Origin of the sequence: Bradyrhizobium sp. 215_C5_N1_1, from assembly GCF_052075935.1 — a bacterium.
GTDB classification, from domain to species: Bacteria; Pseudomonadota; Alphaproteobacteria; order Rhizobiales; family Xanthobacteraceae; genus Bradyrhizobium; species Bradyrhizobium barranii.
On the sequence record NZ_CP197228.1, the window covers coordinates 8314721 to 8337156 of the forward strand.

Below are 22436 nucleotides of genomic sequence, written 5' to 3' on the forward strand. Positions count from 1 at the left end.
CGCTGGATCATATCCGGCGGCCGCTCGCGATGGGACTACTTCCCCTTCATCTTCGGGTCATTGATGTCGCGCCCGGGTTGGTCGACCCAGGGCTGCTCGAAGCGCCTTGACCGCTAGCGGCCGAATTGCACCGCCGCCCGATCCAGCACCCCCAGCCCGCGCCGCCGCCGGCTCCGCCTGATCCAGCAGTCGCACTTCCTGCCCGCCAGCTTCTGCTACCGACCCTGGCTGTGTGAAAACGCCGCTGCTTTGCTATGATTCTCTCGTGATTCTGCGGGGGAAGCTGATGAGGCGCTTCGTTGAGCAGGCGGATCGTGGGCAGTGGACGCTATTGCCCGAATGCCTCGATGATTTCATTGACGAGAACAACCCTGTTCGCGTGATCGACGTGTTTGTCGATGCGCTCGATTTGGCTGAGATGAGCTTTGAGGGTGTGGAGCCAGCAGCGACTGGTCGGCCATCGTACCACCCCTCAATTCTCCTCAAGCTTTACATTTACGGCTATCTGAACCGGGTGCAGTCGAGCCGGCGACTCGAACGCGAAGCCGGACGCAATGTCGAAGTCATGTGGCTGCTGGGTCGGCTCACACCTGATCACAAGACAATCGCAGACTTCCGCAAAGACAATGGCCTGGCGCTGCGCAGGGTATGTGCTCGCTTCGTCGAGCTCTGCCGCGAGATGGGCCTCCTCGCGACGGCGAGCGTTGCCATCGATGGCAGCAAGTTCAAGGCCGTGAACAACCGCGACAGGAACTTCACACGGGCGAAGGTGGAACGACGGCGTGCCCAGCTGGAGGAGAGCGTCTCGCGCTATCTGAGCCAACTTGACACGGCCGACCGGCAAGAGCCGACGGAGGCACTGGCTGCGAAGGTGACGAGGCTGAATGAGAAGCTTACAAAGCTGAAGGAGGAGATGGGCAAGCTTGCCGTCTACGAGAAGCAGATGCGTGCTTCGCCTGACCAGCAGATCTCACTGACCGATCCCGACAGCCGTTCGATGGCGACGAGCGGGCGCGGTTCCGGCGTCGTTGGCTACAATGTGCAGGTCGCCGTAGATACCGAGCACCATCTGATTGTGACGCATAAGGTGACGCACAGCGGCTCGGATCGGGCTCAGCTGGCCAATGTGGCCAAGCAGGCGAAGGCTGTTCTCAAGACCGAGACCCTCGAGGCCGTTGCCGATCGCGGCTACTTCAGCAGCCTGGAAATCCTCGCGTGCCACGAGGCCGGCATCATCGTGACTCTACCCAAGCCGCAGACGTCGGGTGCCAAGTCAGATGGTCGCTTCGGCAAGCAGGACTTTGTCTATTTGCCGGAGGAAGACGCCTATCGCTGTCCGGCTGGGGAGCAACTGCCGTATCGCTTTACGAACGAGGAAGATGGCAAGCGGATAAGGCGCTACTGGACCACAGCCTGTCAAAAATGTTCGCTCAAATCGCAATGCACGACAGGCCCGGAGCGACGGATTCCACGATGGGAGCATGAGCATCTGCTCGAAGCTGTGCAGCAGCGCCTTGAGGCAAACGTACAAGCCATGCGCGTGCGTCGCGAGACGGTTGAGCATCCGTTCGGCACCATGAAGGCCCGCATGGGAGCGACACACTTCCTCACCAAAACGCTTCCAAACGTAGCCGCCGAGATGGCTCTCTCGGTCCTGGCCTATAACCTGACACGGGCCATGAACATCGTCGGGACCAAGCCGCTGATGGCCGCGATCGCGGCCTGAGACCGAACCGTCATGGCTTATCACCGCCCTCCCGCGGAAGGCGTTTTTACACGACCAAGACCCAACCCGGACATATCTTGCACCGGAGACAAGTAGCCCTTTTGGGCGTCCGGTAAGGCCGCCGCCTCGCCGGACCGATTAAGCTTCGACCGCTTTAGTTGAATGTTTGCAGCCTCAATTTGAGCGATCCGTCGGCTTGGCGTTCGAAGACGTGCGTCGCCAAACCACTGAAGGGAGACGGCTTGCCCTCCTTGTCCTTACCCGTAGCGCTCCACTTGGCTGTGCCGAAGACGACCTTGTCGTCTCCGCCGGCATCGATCATCTCCAACTTGTGATCCGTCACACCGCTCGCGAAGAGTCCGGCAAAGAACTTCTCGATCTCGGCCGGCCCCGACGCGACCTGATGTGTGGGCGGCATCAATTTTGCCGTCGCGACATAGGAGGCGCCGATGGCTTTCTCGTCGTGCTTATTAAATGCGGCATCCCAAGCGGCGTAAGCCTTCTCCACGTCCCCCTTGGCGTCCGCGGCCAACGAAATTCCCGGCGCGCCGAGCAGACAAATGAGTAGTGTTGATGTTTGAGCCAACTTCATAGGATACTCCTCTGTTGGATAACGCCTTTCCCGAATGATTAGATCATCTCTCCGGTCGTCTGCCGCGGCTGCGCTCCCGCCAGCATGACGACACCGTCGCCGGTCGCGCTGTGGCCGGCCATTGTTTCATTACGAAAGAGGTGCAGGCGATGGCAACTTCAACGGCGCCGTTCACCTCGGGAGTCCATATCGCGCGTCATGACATCGCTAATGCATCCGGTCCACGCGCCGAACTTCAACCACCATGACCAGTTCTGCGAAGGCACATTCATCATGATTGGTTGGAAGGACTCCACCCAATAGTTCGCGGAACAGCAATTCCGGGCAATTACCGTCAACGGCGCTGACAAATGGGAGACGCGGCACACGGTCGGAAATCCCTGCGTTGGTCACAGTGTAATTCGGCCTTGGCCCTTAGCTATCATCTGTCTCAATCGCCGTATTGTCGGCTTTGGGCTTTGAGCTGACACCAGCTGGACAGCCGCTTGTGACCTTGTATGGTCCGGCCGTGCGTAGCAAGAGGTTCGTCGATCAGGTGGTGAGTGGTCTTGCATCAATGTATCCGGCCTTTGATTGGTTTGCTCCGGGCCATCATGGATATCAGCGCGCGTGCGTTCTCATTAGCGAACAGGCCTCGATTGGGCCATTTGGGTCACCAGTGTTCGCATGCGCCGGGAAGACCGGACCTCCATCTCGTCTCATCCTCTCGCAGACTTCGGCTGGAACCTGTTGATGGGGTTACGTCATCGCATGCTCCTCCTACCTCGCAGTTCCTGTGTTCGAGCCAGGGGCCGTTCCTTCGTCCCGGCCCGCAGGACGTGCGTCGCGTCGCGCGCACGGGCGGTCAAGGCCGGCCGTTGCGCTTGGCTTGCGGCTGGCTCCGGCGTTGCCAGGCCGCGCCTTGACCGCGCCGAGCACGGCGCGAGGATCAAGCGGGTCGGACGCCTGCATCGTTGGTCCTTGTCAGCTCGAAGGCGCGTCCTTTAGCCAGCACCGCCCAGGCGATGCGGGCAAGCTTGTTGGCGAGTGCGATCGCCAGCACGTTGTGGTGCAATCGCTTCTTGGCGGCTTCGATCCAGGATCTGAGTCCGTAACGTTCCCAGTTCTTGATCCTGACCAGCACCACCCATGCCGCCTGCACGAACAGAACGCGGAGGTAGCGATTGCCGCGCCGTGAGATTTTGCCGAGGATCGTGCGGTCTCCCGTCGAGATCTGCTTGGGCACCAGTCCGAGCCAGGCGCCGAAGTCACGGCCTTTGGAGAAGACGTCTTCAGTGCCGATCGCGGCCACCATGGCGCTCGAAATGATCGCATCAGGCGCGAACATGCCTGATCTTGACGGGCCAGTGCTTCGATCTCGCCGGAGAGGCTATCGATGCGATCGATCCAGCTGACGCCAGTCGCCTGTCAACTCCTCGATGACACGCAACATGCGTGGCGACAGGGCATCGGTGCGCGTCGCAAGGATGGTGGGCAGTTCTGTGCGCAGGAAGCCGATACCCTGGCGCACCGCGATCCCGCGTTCCAGCATGAAGGCGTTGCGACACCAGCCGCTCGCGCACCCGATGCAGCGCCTGCAGATCGAGTTGCTCCGCGGTCTTGATCGCCACGAACTTCATCGTCGGGCGCTGCACGGCTTCGGCAATCGCTTCGGCGTCATTGAAGTCGTTCTTCGGTCCTTTGCTATAAGGGCGGACATATTTGGCCGGCATCAACCTGGCATCGTGACCTAACGATGCGAGTTTGCGGCTCAAATGATGTGCGCCGACGCAGGCTTCCATGCCGATCAGGCAAGGCGGCATATTGGCGAGCCGCGCCTCCACCTGGCCACGCGACCACTTTTGCCGCAGCACGATGGTGCCGCGCGTATCGTGGCCCACGACGTGGAACGAGTTTTTGCCGATATCGATGCCGATCACGGCGATCGCGGTACTGGGTGTCTGGGACATGGCGTGCTCCCTGTCTTGGCGCCCCTGGCCAGCTTATCGCTGGCGGGGCAGGAGCACGGCCGGACCATCCCATTCGCCGACGTAGGTCAGGAACGCGCTGAAGTCGACTTCTGACCCGAAGCGCTCGTCACCCTTCCGGCACGCCAGCGAGGCGCCAGCCTTCACACAAGCGCTGCAGCCCGGCAAGGTAAATTGGATTGTCGCTTTGTTGAGCTGCGAGCAAGCGACGAATGGTGAAACCTGAGTTGAGCGCAAGTCCCGTTCTCGCAGCAGTTCGCGCCTCATCGAGCGCGCCGGTCAAGGCCAAGGCAGCGGCGAGCGATATATGAGCGAGATGAAAGTTACGGTTCGCCTCGGTGCTTCGTCGCAGCCAACTGACGCCTTCGACGTCTGAACCAAGCAGCAGCTTGGCCACGCCCGCAAAACACGCCCACTGGTAGGCGAAAACGTCGCGAGGAGAGAGCCGTAAAGCTTCGAGTATATGGCCTTCGGTCTCGGCAGCGCGACCTATGTAGGATTTTGCGAAACCAAGGGCAGCATGAGCGTGGACCAAATTCGGAGCCAGCGCCAACGCAAGTTCGAACTCACGGATGCCTTGGGCGGCCCGGTTCGTAAAGGTCTGGACCCACCCCCGAGCCATGTGGGCTGAGGCACTGTTCGGCCTAATCGACAATACCTTGTTCACTATCGCCTCGGCCGCCGCAAGCCGCGCGGGCCCATCATCCGTCGTAAAGCTACCTCCAACTACCGTATCAACATTTGCCAGACCAATCATTGCTTCGACGTTGCCGGGATCGAACTCCAGCGAGCGCTCGAAGAAGCCCCGCGCTTGCGTCACGCATTCAAGGCTAATCCCCTTCATCAACCAGGCCCGGCCCTGGAAGCACAAGTCCATCGCATCGGGATGCAGCGTACGCTCGGCTCGTCGCGCCTCAGCCTCGATGAGCTGGGCACCTAATGTACCGGCGAGCCTCGACACGATTTCGTCCTGCATATCGAACAGGTCGCCGACAGGCTTCTCGAAGCGCTCGGCCCAAAGATGCTGACCGCTGTGGGCATCGATCAACTGCACGTTCATCCGAAGCCGATTGCCGCTGCGTTGCACTGAGCCTTCGAGCACGTAGCGAACGTTTAATTCGCGGCCGACCTGCCGAACATCGACTGCTCTACCCTTGTATGAGACGGCGCTGTTCCGTGCGATTACAAATGAACCACTGATGCGCGACAAGTCCGTGGTCAAGCTCTCGGTTACACCATCCACGAAATAGTCCTGCTCACGATCACCGCTCAGGTTCGCGAAGGGTAGCACGACGATGGATAGGCGCGGCGGCGTGTCGCCGGTTCGCTCGACTGGGCCAACCGTCTCATTTGCGGGCCTCCGGGCTTCCTGCACTGCACCAACGAAGCGGAAACCTTTGCGCGGCAATGTTTTGATTAACTGCTGTTTATCGCCCGTGTCCCCGATTGCGCTCCGGGCGGCATTGAGGCGAGTCGTCAGCGCAGCATCCGAGACGATGCGACCTTTCCAGATGGCGTTGATGAGGTCGTCCTTGCTGACGACGCGCTCTCTGTTTCGGATCAGGTATTCGAGTAGATCGAACACTTGGGGTGCGACAACAACCACGTCTGTTGCGCGCTGCAGTTCGCGCCTGTCGGTATCCAATGCGTAATCCTCAAAAAGAAACCGCAAGCTGAATTCCCTCTCCGGGGCCACCCTCGGAAACCATAACAATAAGCTGCCGGTGAGGAAAATGTAAGCGAGCTGTTAGCGCGCCACTAAACCAACGCCTTCGTCCTTAAATCCGCGGCCGGACTGGCGTTCCTTATTCCCTCTCCTCCCGCTTGTGATGCTGTGGACGGCTCCTCCACCGGCGCGAGAGTGCCAAGGATTGGGCGCCGTTTTGAAGCTCCCACGATTCGGAGGAGCATCCTATGCAGTCAATTTCGACAATCGGTCTGGATATCGCGAAGTCGGTCTTTCAAGTGCATGGCGTTGATGCAGCCGGCCAGGTGGTCATACGCCGTCGCTTGAGGCGCCGGCACGTCCTGGCATTTTTCCGGAAACTGCCGCCATGCCTGGTGGGGATCGAGGCTTGCGCATCATCGCACCATTGGTCCCGTGAGCTGGAGACATTGGGCATACGGTGCGGTTGATGCCTCCGGCCTATGTGAAGCCCTATGTCAAGCGGCAGAAGAACGACACCACGGACGCGGAGGCGATTTGCGAGGCGGTCACGAGTTCTAACATGCGGTTCGTGCCGACCAAGACGGTCGAGCAACAGAGCTGTCTGATGCTTCATCGAGCGCGCCATCTGTTCATCCGCCAGCAGACTGCCGTCATCAATTCAATCCGCGCCTATCTTGCCGAGTTCGGGATTGTCGCCCCCGTCGGGCGCAGGGGTGTCGAGCAGTTGCTGGAAGTCGTGGCCGATACAGCTGATCGCCGGCTCCCAGAGGCGGCCCGCGCGTGTCTTGCGGCTCTCGGCAGCCAATTGCGAGCCCTGAAGGTCCAAATCCTGGAGTTCGACCGACGCATCATCGCCTGGCATCGATCAAGTGCGACGAGCAAACGGCTGGACGCTATCCCGGGCGTCGGGCCGGCGCTGGCAACAGCGCTGGTCGCGAGCGTTGCCGATGCCAACGCCTTCCGATCGGGACGGGACTTCTCGGCCTGGGTTGGGCTCGTGCCGAAGCAGAACTCGAGTGGGGGCAAGGGCAAGCTTGGCAGTATCAGCAAGCAAGGCGATCGCTATTTGCGCCGCCTGTTCACGGCAGGCGCACTCGCCGTGATCCGCTATGCTAAAATCCATGGCACGGGCCATCGGCCCTGGCTCACTACGTTGTTGGCGCGGCGCCCCACCAAGGTCGCGGCCATCGCACTCGCCAATAAGCTCGCCAGGATGGCATGGGCGATGATGGCCAGGAGCGAACACTACAAGGAACCCGCCGCTCTTACGGCGTGAACGAGATCACAGCCGGTCATCCGGGTGTGACGTAACGGTTGGAAGGGCGAACAGCACTAATGCAGCGCCGGGTCGATCCGGCGATCAGGACAACCCACTTGGGCCACAGCATCGTCGAATGCGTGCTATTGACCGGGACCTGATCCGCGGAGGGCATTATGGCCAGCGGTCATGCGTACCGCGTAAACAGGCCGAACACATGGCTGCTCCGACCAATGCTGCAGAGTGTACTAGGGGTTCCATTTTTCCCGGCTGCCGATTGTCTGCACGGTTGGGTGCAGACGTGCTGCATGGGATATGCGCCTGCAGTCACGGTTCCATCGATGCGGCTGAACAAGCACCGCCATCGAAGGAACACCTCAGACAGGATATATCAGCCTGATAGCCAAGACGGTCGTAAACGCGCCAAGGGCGATGACAGCAATTTTGAAATGAAGATCCTTATCCAAGCCACTGGCCTCCGCTCACTCAGCGGCGTCAGCCCCTGGCCACTGGCAAACCGGAAAAACCCGGCGGCCCCTTGGAGGAGACCGCCGGGCTGATCCGCCGATCACACCACTTCAATGGCTGACAGGCTGAATAAATGGCGCTGGCTCGTCTGTCCGAATCCCGACAAACCGTCTCGGTTTAGTCGGACGTGTGGCCGACAAGCCACGTCCCCAGCTTGCACTCCCCCTGCCTGGCTGGAGCCGCTTGTAGCTCAGTGGTAGAGCGGCTGACCTGTAATCAGTGTGTTGCCGATTCGAGTCCGGCCACGGGCGCCAGCAAGCCATCGCGCAGGAACATCGCGGCTAGTGCCAAGTTTTCCCGACGCCCTCGGGCTCGCCGAAGGTAACCTCTAGGCCCCGGCTCATCCCCATTTGAGCTGGGGCCCTTTTCTTCCGGGACAAGGGTCCCAAGGGGAACGACAAGAGCAGGCGAATATTTGAATCGTCGCTGGCTCGCTGCCAGAGTTGGCGGAGCGGACTCGGCCTACCCCCTTGATCCCTCCGGAGCCGGGGCCGTTCTCTTCGCCTTTGTAGTATCGGAGTAGCGTATGCGTTCCTCGCCCTCGATCGTGCCAGCCGACCGCCTCGACCGCGACACCTATCTGGTGCTTGACGACTTCGGCGCGCGCCGGTTGCGCCTGGCGGGAAACGGATGAGGCTGACACTAACCTCGAGGGCGTTCTGCAAAATCTCCTGTCCGGCCAGTACGCCTATCCGCTCCGAATTGTATCCTTCAATGCCGTCGAGGGTTGGTCGCGGGATGCGACTTCCGACGTCGCCGACGCGTTGGCCCAGCGCGCGGCCGACACCGACGCCGAGATCTCGTCTTCATTGCAAGACTTCATCGCTGCTAACGCCACAAGGCGCTTCGACATGCAGCTCGCGCTGCCTTTGCGCGGGGTCGTCTGATGTCCAGCGAGGGTAAGCCGCTGGCCGGCGGACGCGCCACGACGTGCACCACTGCGACGATCTCGGGTGGGTTTGCGAGAACCACCCGGACCGCCCTTGGGACGGCCCGCACGCCAGCAGCTGTGGCGGCGCTGGCGCCCCCTGCCCGGCCTGCAACGCTGCTGGCGAAGGTGAAGTGCCGCGCATGCCGGAAGGCTTTCGGGTGGAGGTCGACAAGGACGGCTGGCGGCACTGAGATGCCTCTACCGATGTGAGCGGCCCCAAGCGCCTTCGGGCTGGAGAGGAAGGAGACGCCGGGACCGCCACGACGCACCGGCTCAAGGCTGGGCGCCGTCGATATTCTCCGCCTTGGTTTCATCGCAGGCTCCAACAAATGTTGAGTGTTCTGAATTTAGGCGTGTACTCATCTGTGGACGCCCCGCCAGATGCAGGCGGTTTTTGAAGAAGATTGGCACGTCGTCGGATGCTGCCATCTGTCCGGCCTCTGATGCAGCGATGGAGCTGCGGGCCCGTATGGGAGTTCGCGGACCGGAACCAAATCATAAATGCGTGCTCCAGGCACGATGAGTACATCTGGTTCTTCCGGCCCCGTCTCGCCGACTGTTGCGCCATACCCTCCTTCGACCGACTGCACCTGCGACGACCTCTGGCCCGCCAAGATCACGCCTTGGCCGCACCGGAGCTCTGTAGTTTTCGCACTTGACGAGTAGCGCCCAGACGATCCGCGCCATCTTGTTAGCGAGCGCGACGGTTACCAGCATCCGCGGTTTGCGAGCCAGCATCTGTTCGAGCCACGCCCCCCTTGGCGCACCGCGTTTGCTCGCCTGTTGCACGACCGCGCTGCTGCCGATGATGAGGAGGCGCCTGAGCGTGCGTTCGCCCATCTTGGATGTCGCACCGAGCTTCTGCTTGCCGCCTGTCGACCTTTGAAGAGGCGTGAGACCCAACCAAGCGGCGAAGTCACGGCCTTTGGCAAAAGTCTCGGCCGGCGGTGCTAGAGCGGCGATCGCGGTGGCGGAGATCGGGCCGATGCCAGGAACGGTCATCAGCCTGCGCGATACTTCGTCCTCGCGAGCGCGTCGCGCGATCTCCTTGTCGAGGTCTGCGATCTTGCCATTGAGGTCGGTCAGCAGGTCTAACATCAATCGGAACATGGTGTGGGCCGCTTCGGGAAGCGAGCTGGCCATCGCTTCTTCCTCGATCAGATCGACAAGAGTCGCCACATGCGACGGCCCCTTGGGTGCAATCCAACCATATTCAGTGAGGTGACCCCGGATCGCGTTGATGAGCTGGGTTCGCTGCCGCACGAGTAGGTCACGGGTCCGAAACACCAGACCCGCCGCCTGTTGCTGTTCGCTCTTCACGGCCACGAACCGCATGCTCGGCCGCTGCGCCGCTTCGCAGATCGCCTCAGCATCGATCGCGTCATTCTTTTGCCGCTTCACAAACGGCTTTACGTAGGCGGGAGGGATCAGCCGAACTTCATGGCCAAGCTGGGTCAGCTGACGGGCCCAGTGATGCGCTCCGCCACATGCCTCCGGAGCTACCGTGCAACTCGGCTGGGCTGCGAAGAAATCCAGCAGCTTTCCTCGGCTGATCCGTTTGCTGAATATAGCTCGCCCTTTCCCGTCTGCTCCATGAGCGTGGAAAACATGCTTGGCGATATCCAGACCGATTATGATAAGCTCTGACAAGGACGCCTCCCTTAAGTGGTGCTCAACACCTCCACTTTGGCACATCGATGCCGTCGGGCGGTGCGTCCACCCCATCATAGATCCGCGGTGTCCGCTTACTCGCCAACTGCGGTGCAGACGCTGACATTTCACGAAGACCTGCCAAGGCCAAAAGCGGATTCCACCGATCGCCTGGACCAAACAGCCAGCTGAGCTGACATTTAGTTAAGCTGTTGTTGTTGAACCTTTGCCTCGAGTTGAAGGACTTACGTGCATAAGCGCCGGGGACGAAGGTCTCCCATGACGAAGCCTCGAACGATTGTGGCCGTTGCGCTCATCATCGAGACGCAGCTGTAAGCGCCATCTTGTTTTCCGGATTGCCAGCCTTGTTCGCATCAAGACAGCGGATCGGCCGGTGAAGATCGCGGAGGCAAAGAGATGTTTCCGGCAAAACCTGCGGCACTGTTGCTTAGCTTGGCGGTGCTAGTAACGCCAGCACTCGCACACGATGATGGCCGATACGACAACTCTCCGCTGAAGTCATGGTTTGAAAGCTTGCAGAGCGAATTTGGAAAGTGCTGCACCGATGTTGACGGATACATCGTTTCTGATGCGGATTGGGAGTCCAATAGCGGGCGTTACCGCGTCGCATCGACAACGAATGGGTCAACGTGCCTGACGACGCCGTCGTCAAGGAACCAAACCGCTTCGGCCGTACAATGGTCTGGAGGCATTACATCGACGGCCATCCACGCGTCCGGTGCTTCATGCGTGGCAGCATGACTTGATGCAGTCTTAACGGAAGACGCTTCTAGCCTTTTTCGGTAACGAATTTCGCAGCGCAAAAAAAGCTTGACACCGATCCCCGTCATTTTAAGTTTTTTGGCGGGAATATCCTTGGGAATTGAAGGACAATCGAAGACGATCAAGAGTGATGACCATGATCGACGAGAACCTCGCCCGCTTGCGTGCCCATCGCAACAACATCACCCGCTATCGCAGTCTGCTCGGGACCAGATTGTCGGATATCGAGCGTCAGTTCATCACGCGGCGACTGTGTGAAGAAATGGCTGAGCTTCAACGCCTAACTCAGCCCGAACCCCTAATCTATGTTTCAGAGCCTTCCGCGCCCGGCACTTCGACAATAGACATGGGCATGGTCGCGCCACCCGCGAGCACCTGATATCTCGGGAGCGGATCATGAAGAAATCGCGCAACACGCCTGCCATCTGCCGCAAGAGCTACGTACATCCAGAGGTCTTGACTGCCTACATGTCCGGCGAATTCGTCGATATGATCGAAGCGAAAATAGCTCAAAAATTCAAGAAGCAGTACGCGCAACTGACGCCCCTTATGGTTCTGGCCTTTCTACACAAGCGCCTGGCGGCGTTGAAGGCAACAGATTCAGGATCTTAGAGGACGGCTGCGAGATAATTTGCTGTCCGGCTGCGCGATTTCTTCGCGACCTGCGACGGCGTGCCTGAGGCTACTATCCGACCGCCTTCGTCGCCGGCACCGGGCCCAATATCGATGATCCAGTCGCTGGCGGCAGCCACCGTCATGTCGTGCTCGACCACGATGACCGTATTGCCGGCCTCAACCAGGCCGTGCAGTTGCCTCATCAATTTGGTGACGTCCGACGGATGAAGTCCAGTCGTCGGTTCATCCAAAACGTAGAGTGTCTGACCACGTTGCGCCCGTTGCAGCTCGGTGGCGAGCTTGACCCGCTGCGCCTCGCCTCCTGACAGTTCGGTCGCCGACTGGCCGAGCCGGATATACCCGAGCCCGACGTCGCGAAGCACGCCCAGACAACGACGTAGAAAATCCTCACTACTGAAGAACTCGAACGCTTCGTCCACAGTCAACGCCAGCACGTCAGCGATTGATTTGTTCCGGATCTTGACCTCCAACGTTTTGGCGTTGTACCGCGCGCCTTTGCAAGTCGGACAGGGAGCGTAAACGCTCGGCAGGAAGAGAAGCTCGACACAGACGAAGCCTTCCCCTTGGCACGTCTCGCAACGGCCTTTCGCTACATTGAAGGAGAACCTGCCCGCGTCATAGCGCCTTGCACGCGACTGTTTGGTTGAGGCGAAAATCTTGCGAACATGATCCAGCAGGCCGGTGTAAGTCGCGAGATTCGATCTCGGCGTACGGCCGATCGGCTTCTGGTCCACGACTACCAATCGCTTGATGTCATCGAGGCCTTCCGCAATCTCGCCACCTAAGGTTTCGACCGGAGTCTCTAGCTTGTCGTCCTCGTCGCCCGCCTCTTTGCGCTGGCCCAGTTCGTCGCCCACGGCATCGACAAGAAACTGACTAATGAGGCTCGACTTGCCGGATCCCGAAATCCCCGTGACGCTCGTAAACACGCCGAGCGGAATTTCCGTGTCTAGCCGATTGAGATTGTTGCGCGTGACACCGCGAAGCTTGAGCCATCCGCGGGGGTCTCGTGGAGCCCTTGCCACCCTCTCGTGCTGGCCACAGAGGTAAGGTCGCGTCCGAGACGCTTCCACGTCTTTCAGTCCTGCCAGGGGACCGCTGTACATAATACGCCCTCCCTGCGCGCCTGCGTCGGGGCCGACGTCGACGATCCAATCGGCGTGCCGCACCACGTCGAGCTCGTGTTCGACGACGAAGAGCGAGTTGCCGGCCGACTTCAGGCGGTCGAGAGCGCGCAACAAGGCTTCCGTGTCCGCCGGATGCAGTCCCGCAGAGGGCTCATCCAGGACATAGACCACTCCGAACAGATTAGAGCGGACCTGCGTCGCCAATCGAAGCCGCTGTAGCTCGCCTGGCGACAGCGTCGGCGTGCTGCGTTCGGGCGTCAAATAGCCAAGACCGAGATCAAGTAGCACTTCAAGGCGTGCCGACACGTCCTCCGTTATCCGTTGCACCACGAGAGCCTTCTCAGGATGGCCGACGAATTGATTCCTTTTCTTGTCGAGATGCCCGCCGAGCAACAAGCGGAGCTGGTTCAACGGCAGTCGCGAAACCTCGGCAATGTCCATTCCGGCGAAGGTGACAGACAGCGGTTCGGGTTTAAGCCGCTTCCCCTTGCAGACTGGGCAATTTGAGCTCGACAGAAATTGTGCCACCCGGCGTTTCATCATAGCGCTCTGCGTCGTGGCGAACGTCTGCAGCACGTATTTGCGCGCGCCGGTAAAAGTACCTTGATAGCTCGGCTCCTCCTTCCGCTTCAGTGCCCTCCTCGTCTCGGCAGGCGTATAACCCGCGTAGACCGGCACCGTCGGCTGCTCGTCAGTGAACAGGATCCAGTCCCGATCTTTCTTCGGCAATTCGCGCCACGGCTTGTCTACGTCGTAGCCGAGGGTGACGAGAATATCGCGCAGGTTTTGGCCTTGCCAGGCGCTTGGCCACGCGGCTACGGCCCGCTCTCGGATGGTCAGCGTATCGTCGGGAACGAGCTGGCGTTCGTCGACAGCATGGACGCGGCCAATGCCATGGCAATTGAGACAAGCGCCCTCGGGCGTGTTGGGCGAGAACGACTCCGCATATAGCAACGGTTGATGCTGCGGATAGTCGCCGGCGCGCGAGTACAGCATCCGCAGCAGATTGGACAGGGTCGTCACGCTGCCGACTGATGACCTTGTCGTCGGCGAGCCTCGCTGTTGCTGCAAGGCGACTGAGGGGGGAAGCCCCTCGATCGAGTCTACTTCGGGCACTGCCATTTGGTGGAAAAGGCGGCGGGCGTACGGTGAGACCGATTCCAAGTAGCGCCGCTGGGCCTCTGCGTACAAGGTCCCGAAGGCGAGCGACGACTTCCCGGATCCGGACACGCCCGTGAACACCACGAGCGCATTTCGGGGTATCTCGAGCGAAACGTCCTTCAGATTGTGCTCGCGGGCTCCGCGGACGCGGACGAAACCGTCGTCTGTATGGATATTCTGCTCGCCCTTATCGCCGATCAGCGACTTGTCCATCGTACGGTTCCTCGCCACTCGCGGAAACGCTGTGGCCGTCTCGAAGAGGAAAGTCTCCGGGAAATGACCGGTTCCGTAACAGTCACCGGCCGTCCCTTAGCGCCGAAAGCCCGAGCTCCTGTGATTTACATCTAGGAACCGGCTCTCGCGCCCGTCGTTCAGTTCCCGACAAATGTTGAGGACTTCTACTCTGCACAGTACTCAACACGCACACCCTTACGCTTGCACAAGAACTCATAATACGCGCTCTCATCAAAGTCCTGGAAGCGCCCCCAACGGCTGACGTCGTAAACGAGTATGCAGCCAAAGTCCGCGCGCCCACACTGAACGTCGTCGATCCGATCTAAAAGACCCTTCCTATTCTTGGCGATTGCCGCCAATCTGAGGCCCGATTGACTATAGCTGATAGTCGGTCGACATCCTAAGTACTGCGCCGCACGGCGTGCTCGCTGTACCTTTGGTAACTAGCTCTTGTGCTGAACCAGCGAGCACCGCGAACGCGCACGTAGCCGTGCGCCGGTCGGCCCACGACTGGTTGTTCCGTCCGTTTCACCGCTTCATCCATCAATGAACTCCTCGCCCTCCACGCCGAGGAAAGACAACCGCTGTGTAACCCTACGATCCTATGCGCCGATACGGCGACGGCAGAATATATGGATCCTCTGGCTTTCCTCTACTAGACGTCGAGCACGAGAAGCAGGGCCACCACCAACCTCTCGCGCTCGGCCTGGGAGTTTTTCCGCCTAGCACTCGTTGTCGCGGGCGCCGGTGGTCGTCTTCTGTTCAGCTGCCGTCGGCTGGCTTTGCATCTGGCGCTGGGCGTCCTGCGACGAGGTTGCGGTGTTCTCGCTCGACTTGTTCATGGCAGAAGTTGGCGGATGCTCCTTGGCGCTTGGCGAGGGGGTGCCCGTGCTCGTACTCGCTTGGCCCGTCGTGACGGGTCCAGAGCCGGCATCGCGGTTAGCTGTATTGCAAGGGCCGCCGAAAGCGATAGTTGAGCTGACAGCCAAGACGGCGCCAACCAGCATTGATTTCGTAAGCATGACATTTCCTCCTGCCGGCTAATGCTTGGCGGAGCCGGGTTCCGCCATTTTACGATGCTGTTTTGCGAGCATCTCCGCGGGCGTCGCATTTGCCACTGCAGACTGGACAACATCGCACTCGCCTTTCACCATGGCGTCGAAGCCCTGGCGCGCGACCATGGCAGGATCGTCTTTGTCCTCTGAGCCCACCTTGGTGTCGAGCATGTCGGCGCGCTTGAAAAACTCGGTCTCGGTCGCGCCCTGCATGAGGCAGGTCACGCTGATTTCGGAATCGCGAAGCTCCTCGCGAAGCGCAAACGACAGTGAATTCAGAGAGGCCTCGATTGCCGGCTCTACGCCCGGCAGCTTTCAGGCGGTGTACAACGCGTCGAAGATTCGCCGTGAGCACGTCGATCGGACGGCCCCTGATGGCCGCGTGGAGATGCCTTCCTGCGTGGCGAGGTCGAGGTGGAGGGCTTCGACGACCTCCGCGCCAGGCTCACGTCGCAGGTCGGCGGCCGCCCTTTCAATTTCCACCTCGTCTGCGGCAATCAGAAGGTCATACCCATCGCGCGCGCATATGCGCGCAAACTCGTAACCGATCCCTGTAGATGCGCCGGGCACGATTGCAAATTGCCTGACCATCTCGGCTCTCCGTTTGGTCCCAGGTTGCCTCCTTAATCGCGCTAGGCAGCCGCCGTTCCTAACGCGATAGGAACTTCGAGACGCAATTAAGCTTAGCCGTCATCATTCGCTTGGAGTTCCCTACATGAAAGCTCTCACTTGGCACGGCAAAGGCGACATCCGGTGCGAGACCGTGCCGGATCCCAAGATCGAGCATGGCCGCGACGCCATCATCAAGGTGACTGCCTGCGCGATCTGCGGTTCGGACCTGCATCTGCTCGACGGCGTCATGCCGAGCATGGAAAAAGGCGACGTGGTGGGCCACGAGACGATGGGCGAGGTCGTCGACGTCGGCAAAGACAATACCAAGCTCAACGTCGGCGACCGCGTCGTGGTGCCCTTCACGATCTCCTGCGGTGAATGCTTCTTCTGCAAGAACGGCTTCTACTCCGGATGCGAGCGGTCCAACCCCAACGCCAAGATGGCCGAGAAGATGTGGGGGCATTCTCCGGCCGGTTTGTTCGGTTATTCGCATATGCTCGGTGGTTTTGCCGGCGGTCAGGCGGAGTACCTGCGCGTGCCCTACGCCGATGTCGGTCCTTACAAGGTCCCGGAAGGTCTCACCGATGAACAGGTGCTGTTCCTGTCGGACATCTTTCCGACCGGCTACATGGCCGCCGAGTTCTGCAACATAAAGGGCGGCGAAACAGTGGCTGTCTGGGGATGCGGTCCTGTCGGGCAGTTCGCTATCAAGAGCGCCTTTTTGTTGGGGGCGGAGCGCGTGCTGGCGATCGATACCGTTCCTGAACGGTTGGCACTCGCCAGACAATCGGGTGCAATCACACTCGATTTCCAGAACGACGACATCTACGATCGCATCCAGGAGTTGACCGGCGGGCGCGGCGCGGATGCCTGCATCGACGCCGTCGGCACCGAGCCTGAAACCACTGCCAGCATTGGCTCTGTGATCGACCGGATCAAGGTCGCGACCTTCATGGGAACGGACAGGCCGCACGTTCTTCGACAGGCGATCGAGTGCTGCCGAAATTTCGGCACGGTTTCGATCGTCGGCGTCTATGGCGGGTATCTGGACAAGATTCCTATGGGCAGCGCCATCAATCGCGGCCTCACCTTCCGGATGGCCCAGACCCCCGTCCAGCATTACATGCCGAAGCTTATGGAGCGCATCCAGAAAGGCGAAATCGATCCATCCTTCGTCATCACCCATCGGGCAACACTCGAGGAGGGGCCGGAACTCTACAAGACCTTCCGGGACAAGAAGGACGGTTGCATCAAAGTTGTGATGAAGCCTTTCGGAGCCTGACGACTGTCGGCTATCCGAGCAGGATTAGGATGGAGAGCACAGACGCGTATTTCGATCGCAAGCTGGAAGAACTGAAGCTTCTGAACAGCTGCCTGGCTGCACCGCTATCACTGGATCGTCCTGATTCGGTCGCCGAAGTCATTCGTCGTAAATTTCAGCTGACCGCAGCTCTCAGAGCCGCGCATGAGACGCAGGAGTGGAACGCCACCGAGACCGCATGGGCGGGCAGCGCGCGTCCATCCAGCGGGCCCTTTAAGTTTCAATACGACTATCAACGCGCTGACCTGGCCGTAGAAGGACCGTCATTCTATGCGCTCGATGAGCGGCACGCTCGACAAACGATCTACACGGCTTCGGGAATGGGGGCGATTGCTTCGCTACTCCTCGCACTCTCCAAGTCGATGAAAGGTGGCGAGGTCGTTGCGCTGCCAGGCTCTTACGGGGAAACATTAGAACTGATCGACGGCTATGCGCAGCAACTGCACCTGGTAATCGGGTCGATCCAGAGTTTCTCGACGGACAGTACCTCTCGCAGAGTCCTGTTGCTGGATTCATGCATCGCGTCTCGCGATTTCGGCGACGTCGTCAATTGCGGAAAGCTGCATTTCGACCTCATCATCTTCGACACAACATGTTTCACCGGAAGTTCGGGACGTATTGAGCAGGTAATCAGGTGGTCGAGGCGCCGGGGCGTTCCGCTGATCCTGGTCCGGAGTCACAATAAGTTGGATTCGTTGGGTGCGGAGTACGGGCGGCTAGGTTCCATTACGTTGATCCGCAGCGATTTCGCGACACAGCGGATTCCTTCCTCATGCCTCGAAGAGCTTATGGCGGAAACGCGCAACGCCATAAGGCTCCTGGGCAACGCAGCCTTACCCGCGCACTTTCCGCCATTCGTAGGCACATCCGCTTACCGTCGCCTGACGAGGAGGCGTATGGCCTCGATCCTTCGTAACGGTCGTTTCTCCTCCCGGCATTTCGCCTTGAGGCTGCGAGGCGTGCCGTCGCAGTTGCAGCCCGTTCACGGACTATACGTCACGTTGGGATCTCGCGAACCTCTCGACGAAGCGGCAGCCCGGCAGGCGGCCGCAGCCATGAGCGAGGAGCTAAGCGAAGTCGGCTTTCCAATCCGTCACGCTGGGAGTTTCGGCTTTGATTTTGCCGCGACCGAATGGTTTCACGACCTGACGACCGACCGTTACAGCGTCCGCATCGCCGTGCCTGATCTCCCCTCGAGCCTCTGGATCGATCTGACGCGAGCGATCGGCGACTGGTGGCTTGCTTCAGTTTCCCGATCCTGAGCGTCAGAGCTCAGTCAAGGTCAGGCTCGTTATACTGGCCTTTCAATCCTGGAATCGCCTCCACGGGAAGGCCACGGGGACATAATACAGCATGACCTTGAATGCCCATCACGACCCATGACTGACGAACAGCGCGGCGAGATCACGAAGCTCTGCCGTGAGGCCGATATCCTGGACAAGTCGGGCGAGCTTCTCACACGTCAGGGCGCACATGATCGCATCGACGATTTGCGTGAGAAGGCGCGCAACCTCAAGAATTCGTCGTCCGCCTGATCCTAGTTCTCTCCGAATTGCGCCGCCGTTTGCCGAGCATGGGCGAGAGGTGTGTAGCGCCTTCGACAACCGGCTCCGAATTGTCTTCGGCATCTTCTCGTCACATACCGGGGGGGCCGCCAGCTTGACAGCATCTTTCACGTCCATCAATGCCAAGTCCCTCTTTCTGCCGTTACCGAAGCTGCAGAGACCCGCGAGACGCAGCTTTCCGAGCGAACTGCAGCCTTTCATCCAGTACTCCGCGTCAATGAATTCAACATCGGCGTCGTCATCGCGTGATCGCAGTGATACGGCCAGGTGGTGCAACGCGGCTTTCGGGAAAAGCCTTTGACATCGCTGGTCTCTTCCGGCGCAAGTGGCCAGAAATTTGAACCCAATGGTATCGTTGGCTTTTCATTCTTGCGACGTAGAGCGGCTCACTGCAGCCAGACTCGGCCGGGCTGCTTTTGGCTAGGAACAATCGCCTCAACCTCATGTTGCCGTGCATCAATCCTTTTACTTATGGAGCGTTCCGATGGCCGACAAAGATCTAAATGCGCTTTTCCTCGATACCCTCAAGGATATCTACTACGCCGAAAAACAGATCTATAAGGCTTTGCCGAAGATGGCGAAGGCCGCCAATTCCGATCAACTTCGGGCGGCATTTGAAAAACATCACGATGAGACCGAAGGTCAAATCGGTCGCCTCGAACAGATCTTCGAGCTTCTCGAAAAGCCGGCGCGCGGAAAGAAGTGTGACGCGATCGAAGGCATTCTCGATGAGGGCACCGAGATCATGGACGAGTACAAGGGTGAGCCGGCACTTGATGCCGGGCTCTTGGCTGCCGCTCAGGCGGTCGAGCACTATGAGATATCCAGGTACGGGACGCTTAAGAGCTGGGCCACGAAGCTTGGTATGAAGGATGCGGTCAAGTTGTTGGATCAGACGTTGGCCGAAGAGAAGAAGACCGACGATGCGCTGACAAAGCTTGCTGAGACGGCAGTCAACGCGGAAGCAGCCTGAACCACCCTGTAAGGATCGGGAAGCGCCGCCCTCCGGACGGCCCTTCCCGGCTCTCAATGCAGCGTTTCGTTTCGATTTAGAAAGACAATCACATGAGTGAAAAGTTCAATCCGGCGCCGACTGACAAACACGCCGCCGATTCCAAGCAGGAAATGCGCAGTGATAAGAAGCAAGACGATGAACTTGAGAGAGGCTTGAAAGACAGCTTTCCGGCTCTGACCCCGGTGAGTAGCACGCAGCCTACAAAGGCCGCGCCTAACGCCGAGTTGGTCTAGTTGGCCGTATGAGGCGTGGCCACGCGGGTCCACGGAGGATCTCTCGCTCTTCATGCTCTGGGCGCTGACCCTCGGTCTCGGGTTTTTGGATCGTCTACGGTGTTATTCGATTGGATGATCGTCGGCGCGAACGTGATTAGCGCCACGCTCGCGGCCATCGTTTTCTGCTGCAAGATACGGGATCTCAGGTCGCGAGGCCGCTGTAGAATCCATGGGCCTGACAAACGGAGGCCGAGATGACGGCGATACGAATCCGCCATACGACCACCTATCGTTTTAGAGAGGCAGTACATCTCTCTCCACACCGCCTAATGCTACGCCCTCGCGAAAGCCGCGAATTGCGGCTGATGTCACACATCTTGACGATCACGCCGGACGCTGTGACCAAGTGGGCCCAGGATGTGTTTGGCAACACTGTCGCCCTGATCAACTTTGCAGACACAGCCCCGACGCTCGTTATTGGCAGCGAAGCCGATATTCTTCTCGATGCAGTCGATTGGCCGGTGTTCGATATCGCTGCCTCGGCCATTTCATACCCGTTCCGCTACTCCGACGAAGAATGGACCGACCTCGGCGCATTAACTATTGCCCAATACCCTGATCCGGGCGGGCGACTGCAAAACTGGACGAGAGGGTTTATACGTAGCAACCCAACCGATACGCTTTCACTGCTCAAAGACCTGAACGCCGGAGTCGCCCAGCGCGTTCGGTACCAGAGCCGTGAAATCGAGGGCACGCAATCTCCCGAGGAGTCACTCGACCGCGGGCGGGGATCGTGCCGCGACTTTGCAGTCTTGTTCGCCGAATCCGCACGAAAGCTCGGCTTCGGCGCGCGGCTCGTCTCCGGCTACCTCCACGACCCGAGCCATCAGCTCCTAGGTTCGGGCGATGCTGGCTCGACCCATGCTTGGGCCGAGGTGTTCCTACCAGGTGCGGGCTGGGTCACCTTCGACCCGACGAACCGCAGCGTCGGTGGTCGAAATCTGATCCCCGTCGCAGTTGCCCGCGATATCAGCCAGTGCATACCAGTATCAGGAAGCTTCTTTGGCCCAAGCGATAGCTTCCTGAGCATGGGCGTGACTGTCTCGGTCACCGCGGAAGGCGGGAGCGCTAATGGCGTTCTCATCACCGATAAGAGCCAGGACAAGGCGAGATCGCCCTGATGAACTGCGCCAAGGGGAGGACCGCCGTAGTGCTCGCAATCCAAACATGTCCGGCGACAACGTCAACAAGCCGGATCGCGGGCTGCTCGCGAGCGCATTATGCCAACGATAGCGCCCGCTCATTCCGGAGTAACGGTGCGCAACCTCTTTACCGAGACAAACGTCCACCAATCCCGAGCCTTGATAGGAGGGTGCGATCGGCTCTTTGCCTAACCTGTTCGAACGTGCATTGAGAAGGCTTTTTGTCCGGTCGCCACCTGATGATCGAAGTCCCGTGACGAAAGCGACCGCCGGTGAAATGATCGTAGGACACTTCGACCACATATTTCGGCTTGACCGGCTGCCATTCTGGCGATCGCTTCGTCGACCAGCGACTGGGACCGCCAGGGGCATTTCCTGTAAAGCTCTGAGCTTGCTTGACGGCTTCGAGCTTGTCGGTCAAAGCCGGCCTGTCCTTTGCTTTGATCCCCGACGAGAATCCAACGTGGTGCAGCAACCCGTCATCATCGTAGAGCCCGAGAAGAATCGACCCGACGACCTGCCGGCCCGCTAGACGGTTTTCGCCGTAGCGAAAGCCGCCGATGACACAGTCCGCACTACGATAACGCTTGATCTTTTGCATACCCTCTCGATTGCCGGCCTGGTATGGAAGGTCGAGGCGCTTCGCGATGACGCCATCGCTTCCACCGCCCGCCGACGCGAGCCAACGTTGGGCATCCCTCAGCTTCGAGCTGGCCGGCGAAAGGCGAAACAGGTTTGTCTTCGAGAAGAAACGAGCGGCGAAATTCTCCAGAAGTGGCCGCCGCTTGGCGAGAGGCTCACCCGCCAGATCGCTTCCGCCTTTCAACAAGAGGTCGAACGCGAGGAACAAGGCCGGGCTCTCTGCCGCCAGTTTCTTCACGCGGCTTGCAGCAGGGTGAATGCGCTGCAACAAATCATCGAATGAGAGTTGACCGCCGGTCGGAACGACGATCTCGCCATCGAGGACAAAGCTTTTTTCGCGGACCGCAAGCGCGCCGGCCATGACTTCGGGAAAGTACCGGTTGAGGTTCTGCCCGGACTTCGAATGGAGGTCGACTTGCTCGCCCTCCCGCACCAGAAGGCAACGGAAGCCATCCCACTTCGGTTCGTACAGCCATAGCTCGCCGATCGGAATGGCGTCGACCGAACGGGCCTCCATGGCCTTGATTGCGATGCGGCGCTTTTTCAC

At 59.7% G+C, this 22436-nt stretch carries 16 protein-coding genes and 6 pseudogenes; 12 read left to right on the forward strand and 10 right to left on the reverse strand.

Annotated features, from left to right (window positions below):
* Positions 1–286: 286 nt before the first annotated feature.
* Positions 287–1726 carry an IS1182 family transposase gene (locus tag AB7G19_RS40085; protein ID WP_354134850.1) on the forward strand — a complete coding sequence of 480 codons (1440 nt, stop codon included), beginning with the start codon at positions 287–289 and terminating at the stop codon, positions 1724–1726.
* A gap of 154 nt (positions 1727–1880) precedes the next feature.
* On the opposite strand, the gene AB7G19_RS40090 is transcribed toward AB7G19_RS40085, so the two are convergent.
* The 3 genes and pseudogenes from AB7G19_RS40090 to AB7G19_RS40100 all read right to left on the reverse strand — a co-directional run bounded on the left by AB7G19_RS40090 (position 1881) and on the right by AB7G19_RS40100 (position 5957).
* Entirely contained in the window at positions 1881–2318 is a 438-nt protein-coding gene (locus tag AB7G19_RS40090; protein ID WP_071916327.1) for a YybH family protein, read from the reverse strand.
* Positions 2319–3246: 928 nt separating this feature from the next.
* Positions 3247–4267, reverse strand: a pseudogene (locus AB7G19_RS40095) (IS110 family transposase).
* Positions 4268–4394: 127 nt separating this feature from the next.
* Entirely contained in the window at positions 4395–5957 is a 1563-nt protein-coding gene (locus AB7G19_RS40100; RefSeq protein ID WP_354114704.1) for a winged helix-turn-helix domain-containing protein, read from the reverse strand.
* A gap of 242 nt (positions 5958–6199) precedes the next feature.
* On the opposite strand from AB7G19_RS40100, the pseudogene AB7G19_RS40105 reads away from it, so the two are divergent.
* Positions 6200–7230: pseudogene (locus AB7G19_RS40105) on the forward strand (IS110 family transposase).
* A 1036-nt stretch (positions 7231–8266) separates the two neighbouring features.
* Positions 8267–8627 (forward strand): annotated as a pseudogene (locus AB7G19_RS40110) (hypothetical protein).
* Positions 8628–8944: 317 nt separating this feature from the next.
* Here the strand turns inward: AB7G19_RS40110 and AB7G19_RS40115 are convergent.
* Together AB7G19_RS40115 and AB7G19_RS40120 are read right to left on the reverse strand one after the other, a co-directional pair.
* A complete protein-coding gene (locus AB7G19_RS40115; RefSeq protein ID WP_354134852.1) occupies positions 8945–9100 on the reverse strand; it encodes a hypothetical protein in 156 nt (51 codons plus the stop codon).
* Between the two features lie 204 nt (positions 9101–9304).
* A pseudogene (locus AB7G19_RS40120) lies at positions 9305–10321 on the reverse strand (IS110 family transposase); the annotation flags it as partial.
* Between the two features lie 417 nt (positions 10322–10738).
* Between AB7G19_RS40120 and AB7G19_RS40125 the strand changes: the two are divergent.
* The 3 genes and pseudogenes from AB7G19_RS40125 to AB7G19_RS40135 all read left to right on the forward strand — a co-directional run bounded on the left by AB7G19_RS40125 (position 10739) and on the right by AB7G19_RS40135 (position 11716).
* Positions 10739–11088: pseudogene (locus AB7G19_RS40125) on the forward strand (hypothetical protein).
* Between the two features lie 146 nt (positions 11089–11234).
* Positions 11235–11483 (forward strand): hypothetical protein, encoded by a 249-nt coding sequence (locus AB7G19_RS40130; RefSeq protein ID WP_354134854.1) that lies wholly within the window; start codon positions 11235–11237, stop codon positions 11481–11483.
* Positions 11484–11500: 17 nt separating this feature from the next.
* The gene (locus AB7G19_RS40135) at positions 11501–11716 is read left to right on the forward strand and encodes a hypothetical protein (RefSeq protein ID WP_354134855.1); all 216 of its coding nucleotides are present in this window, start codon (positions 11501–11503) and stop codon (positions 11714–11716) included.
* On the opposite strand, the gene AB7G19_RS40140 is transcribed toward AB7G19_RS40135, so the two are convergent.
* The 3 genes from AB7G19_RS40140 to AB7G19_RS40150 form a co-directional block, all read right to left on the reverse strand.
* Entirely contained in the window at positions 11713–14241 is a 2529-nt protein-coding gene (locus AB7G19_RS40140) for an excinuclease ABC subunit A (RefSeq protein ID WP_439037681.1), read from the reverse strand. The two genes, AB7G19_RS40135 and AB7G19_RS40140, sit on opposite strands and share 4 nt — an antisense overlap.
* 1061 nt (positions 14242–15302) lie before the next feature.
* Positions 15303–15542, reverse strand: a complete 240-nt coding sequence (locus tag AB7G19_RS40145) for a hypothetical protein (RefSeq protein WP_439034300.1) — start codon at positions 15540–15542, stop codon at positions 15303–15305.
* Positions 15543–15632: 90 nt separating this feature from the next.
* A complete protein-coding gene (locus AB7G19_RS40150; RefSeq protein ID WP_439037680.1) occupies positions 15633–15908 on the reverse strand; it encodes an SDR family NAD(P)-dependent oxidoreductase in 276 nt (91 codons plus the stop codon).
* Positions 15909–16032: 124 nt separating this feature from the next.
* On the opposite strand from AB7G19_RS40150, the gene AB7G19_RS40155 reads away from it, so the two are divergent.
* From AB7G19_RS40155 to AB7G19_RS40165, 3 genes are all read left to right on the forward strand, one after another.
* The gene (locus AB7G19_RS40155; protein ID WP_439034298.1) at positions 16033–17211 is read left to right on the forward strand and encodes a zinc-dependent alcohol dehydrogenase; all 1179 of its coding nucleotides are present in this window, start codon (positions 16033–16035) and stop codon (positions 17209–17211) included.
* A 29-nt stretch (positions 17212–17240) separates the two neighbouring features.
* Positions 17241–18512, forward strand: coding sequence for a hypothetical protein (locus AB7G19_RS40160; protein WP_354112621.1), 1272 nt, complete (start codon positions 17241–17243; stop codon positions 18510–18512).
* Between the two features lie 117 nt (positions 18513–18629).
* Positions 18630–18785 carry a hypothetical protein gene (locus tag AB7G19_RS40165; RefSeq protein ID WP_439034296.1) on the forward strand — a complete coding sequence of 52 codons (156 nt, stop codon included), beginning with the start codon at positions 18630–18632 and terminating at the stop codon, positions 18783–18785.
* A 93-nt stretch (positions 18786–18878) separates the two neighbouring features.
* On the opposite strand, the pseudogene AB7G19_RS40170 reads toward AB7G19_RS40165, so the two are convergent.
* Positions 18879–19091 (reverse strand): annotated as a pseudogene (locus AB7G19_RS40170) (DUF2252 family protein); the annotation flags it as partial.
* A gap of 208 nt (positions 19092–19299) precedes the next feature.
* Here AB7G19_RS40170 and AB7G19_RS40175 point away from each other — a divergent pair.
* The 3 genes from AB7G19_RS40175 to AB7G19_RS40185 all read left to right on the forward strand — a co-directional run bounded on the left by AB7G19_RS40175 (position 19300) and on the right by AB7G19_RS40185 (position 21226).
* Positions 19300–19788, forward strand: a complete 489-nt coding sequence (locus AB7G19_RS40175; protein WP_071915852.1) for a YciE/YciF ferroxidase family protein — start codon at positions 19300–19302, stop codon at positions 19786–19788.
* A gap of 92 nt (positions 19789–19880) precedes the next feature.
* A complete protein-coding gene (locus AB7G19_RS40180; RefSeq protein ID WP_439037679.1) occupies positions 19881–20063 on the forward strand; it encodes a hypothetical protein in 183 nt (60 codons plus the stop codon).
* A 236-nt stretch (positions 20064–20299) separates the two neighbouring features.
* Positions 20300–21226 (forward strand): transglutaminase family protein, encoded by a 927-nt coding sequence (locus AB7G19_RS40185; protein WP_439037678.1) that lies wholly within the window; start codon positions 20300–20302, stop codon positions 21224–21226.
* A 148-nt stretch (positions 21227–21374) separates the two neighbouring features.
* On the opposite strand, the gene AB7G19_RS40190 is transcribed toward AB7G19_RS40185, so the two are convergent.
* Positions 21375–22406 (reverse strand): ATP-dependent DNA ligase, encoded by a 1032-nt coding sequence (locus AB7G19_RS40190; protein WP_354134864.1) that lies wholly within the window; start codon positions 22404–22406, stop codon positions 21375–21377.
* Positions 22407–22436 lie beyond the last annotated feature (30 nt).

Bases quoted from the DNA above. Each gene is read 5' to 3' on its own strand.
- AB7G19_RS40175 (WP_071915852.1), top strand. From the start codon at position 19,300: ATGGCCGACAAAGATCTAAATGCGCTTTTCCTCGATACCCTCAAGGAT.
- AB7G19_RS40165 (WP_439034296.1), top strand. From the start codon at position 18,630: ATGACTGACGAACAGCGCGGCGAGATCACGAAGCTCTGCCGTGAGGCC.
- AB7G19_RS40140 (WP_439037681.1), bottom strand. From the start codon at position 14,241: ATGGACAAGTCGCTGATCGGCGATAAGGGCGAGCAGAATATCCATACA.
- AB7G19_RS40160 (WP_354112621.1), top strand. From the start codon at position 17,241: ATGGAGAGCACAGACGCGTATTTCGATCGCAAGCTGGAAGAACTGAAG.
- AB7G19_RS40185 (WP_439037678.1), top strand. From the start codon at position 20,300: ATGACGGCGATACGAATCCGCCATACGACCACCTATCGTTTTAGAGAG.
- AB7G19_RS40150 (WP_439037680.1), bottom strand. From the start codon at position 15,908: ATGGTCAGGCAATTTGCAATCGTGCCCGGCGCATCTACAGGGATCGGT.
- AB7G19_RS40115 (WP_354134852.1), bottom strand. From the start codon at position 9,100: ATGGCAGCATCCGACGACGTGCCAATCTTCTTCAAAAACCGCCTGCAT.
- AB7G19_RS40090 (WP_071916327.1), bottom strand. From the start codon at position 2,318: ATGAAGTTGGCTCAAACATCAACACTACTCATTTGTCTGCTCGGCGCG.
- AB7G19_RS40190 (WP_354134864.1), bottom strand. From the start codon at position 22,406: ATGGAGGCCCGTTCGGTCGACGCCATTCCGATCGGCGAGCTATGGCTG.
- AB7G19_RS40135 (WP_354134855.1), top strand. From the start codon at position 11,501: ATGAAGAAATCGCGCAACACGCCTGCCATCTGCCGCAAGAGCTACGTA.
- AB7G19_RS40155 (WP_439034298.1), top strand. From the start codon at position 16,033: ATGAAAGCTCTCACTTGGCACGGCAAAGGCGACATCCGGTGCGAGACC.
- AB7G19_RS40130 (WP_354134854.1), top strand. From the start codon at position 11,235: ATGACCATGATCGACGAGAACCTCGCCCGCTTGCGTGCCCATCGCAAC.
- AB7G19_RS40085 (WP_354134850.1), top strand. From the start codon at position 287: ATGAGGCGCTTCGTTGAGCAGGCGGATCGTGGGCAGTGGACGCTATTG.
- AB7G19_RS40180 (WP_439037679.1), top strand. From the start codon at position 19,881: ATGAGTGAAAAGTTCAATCCGGCGCCGACTGACAAACACGCCGCCGAT.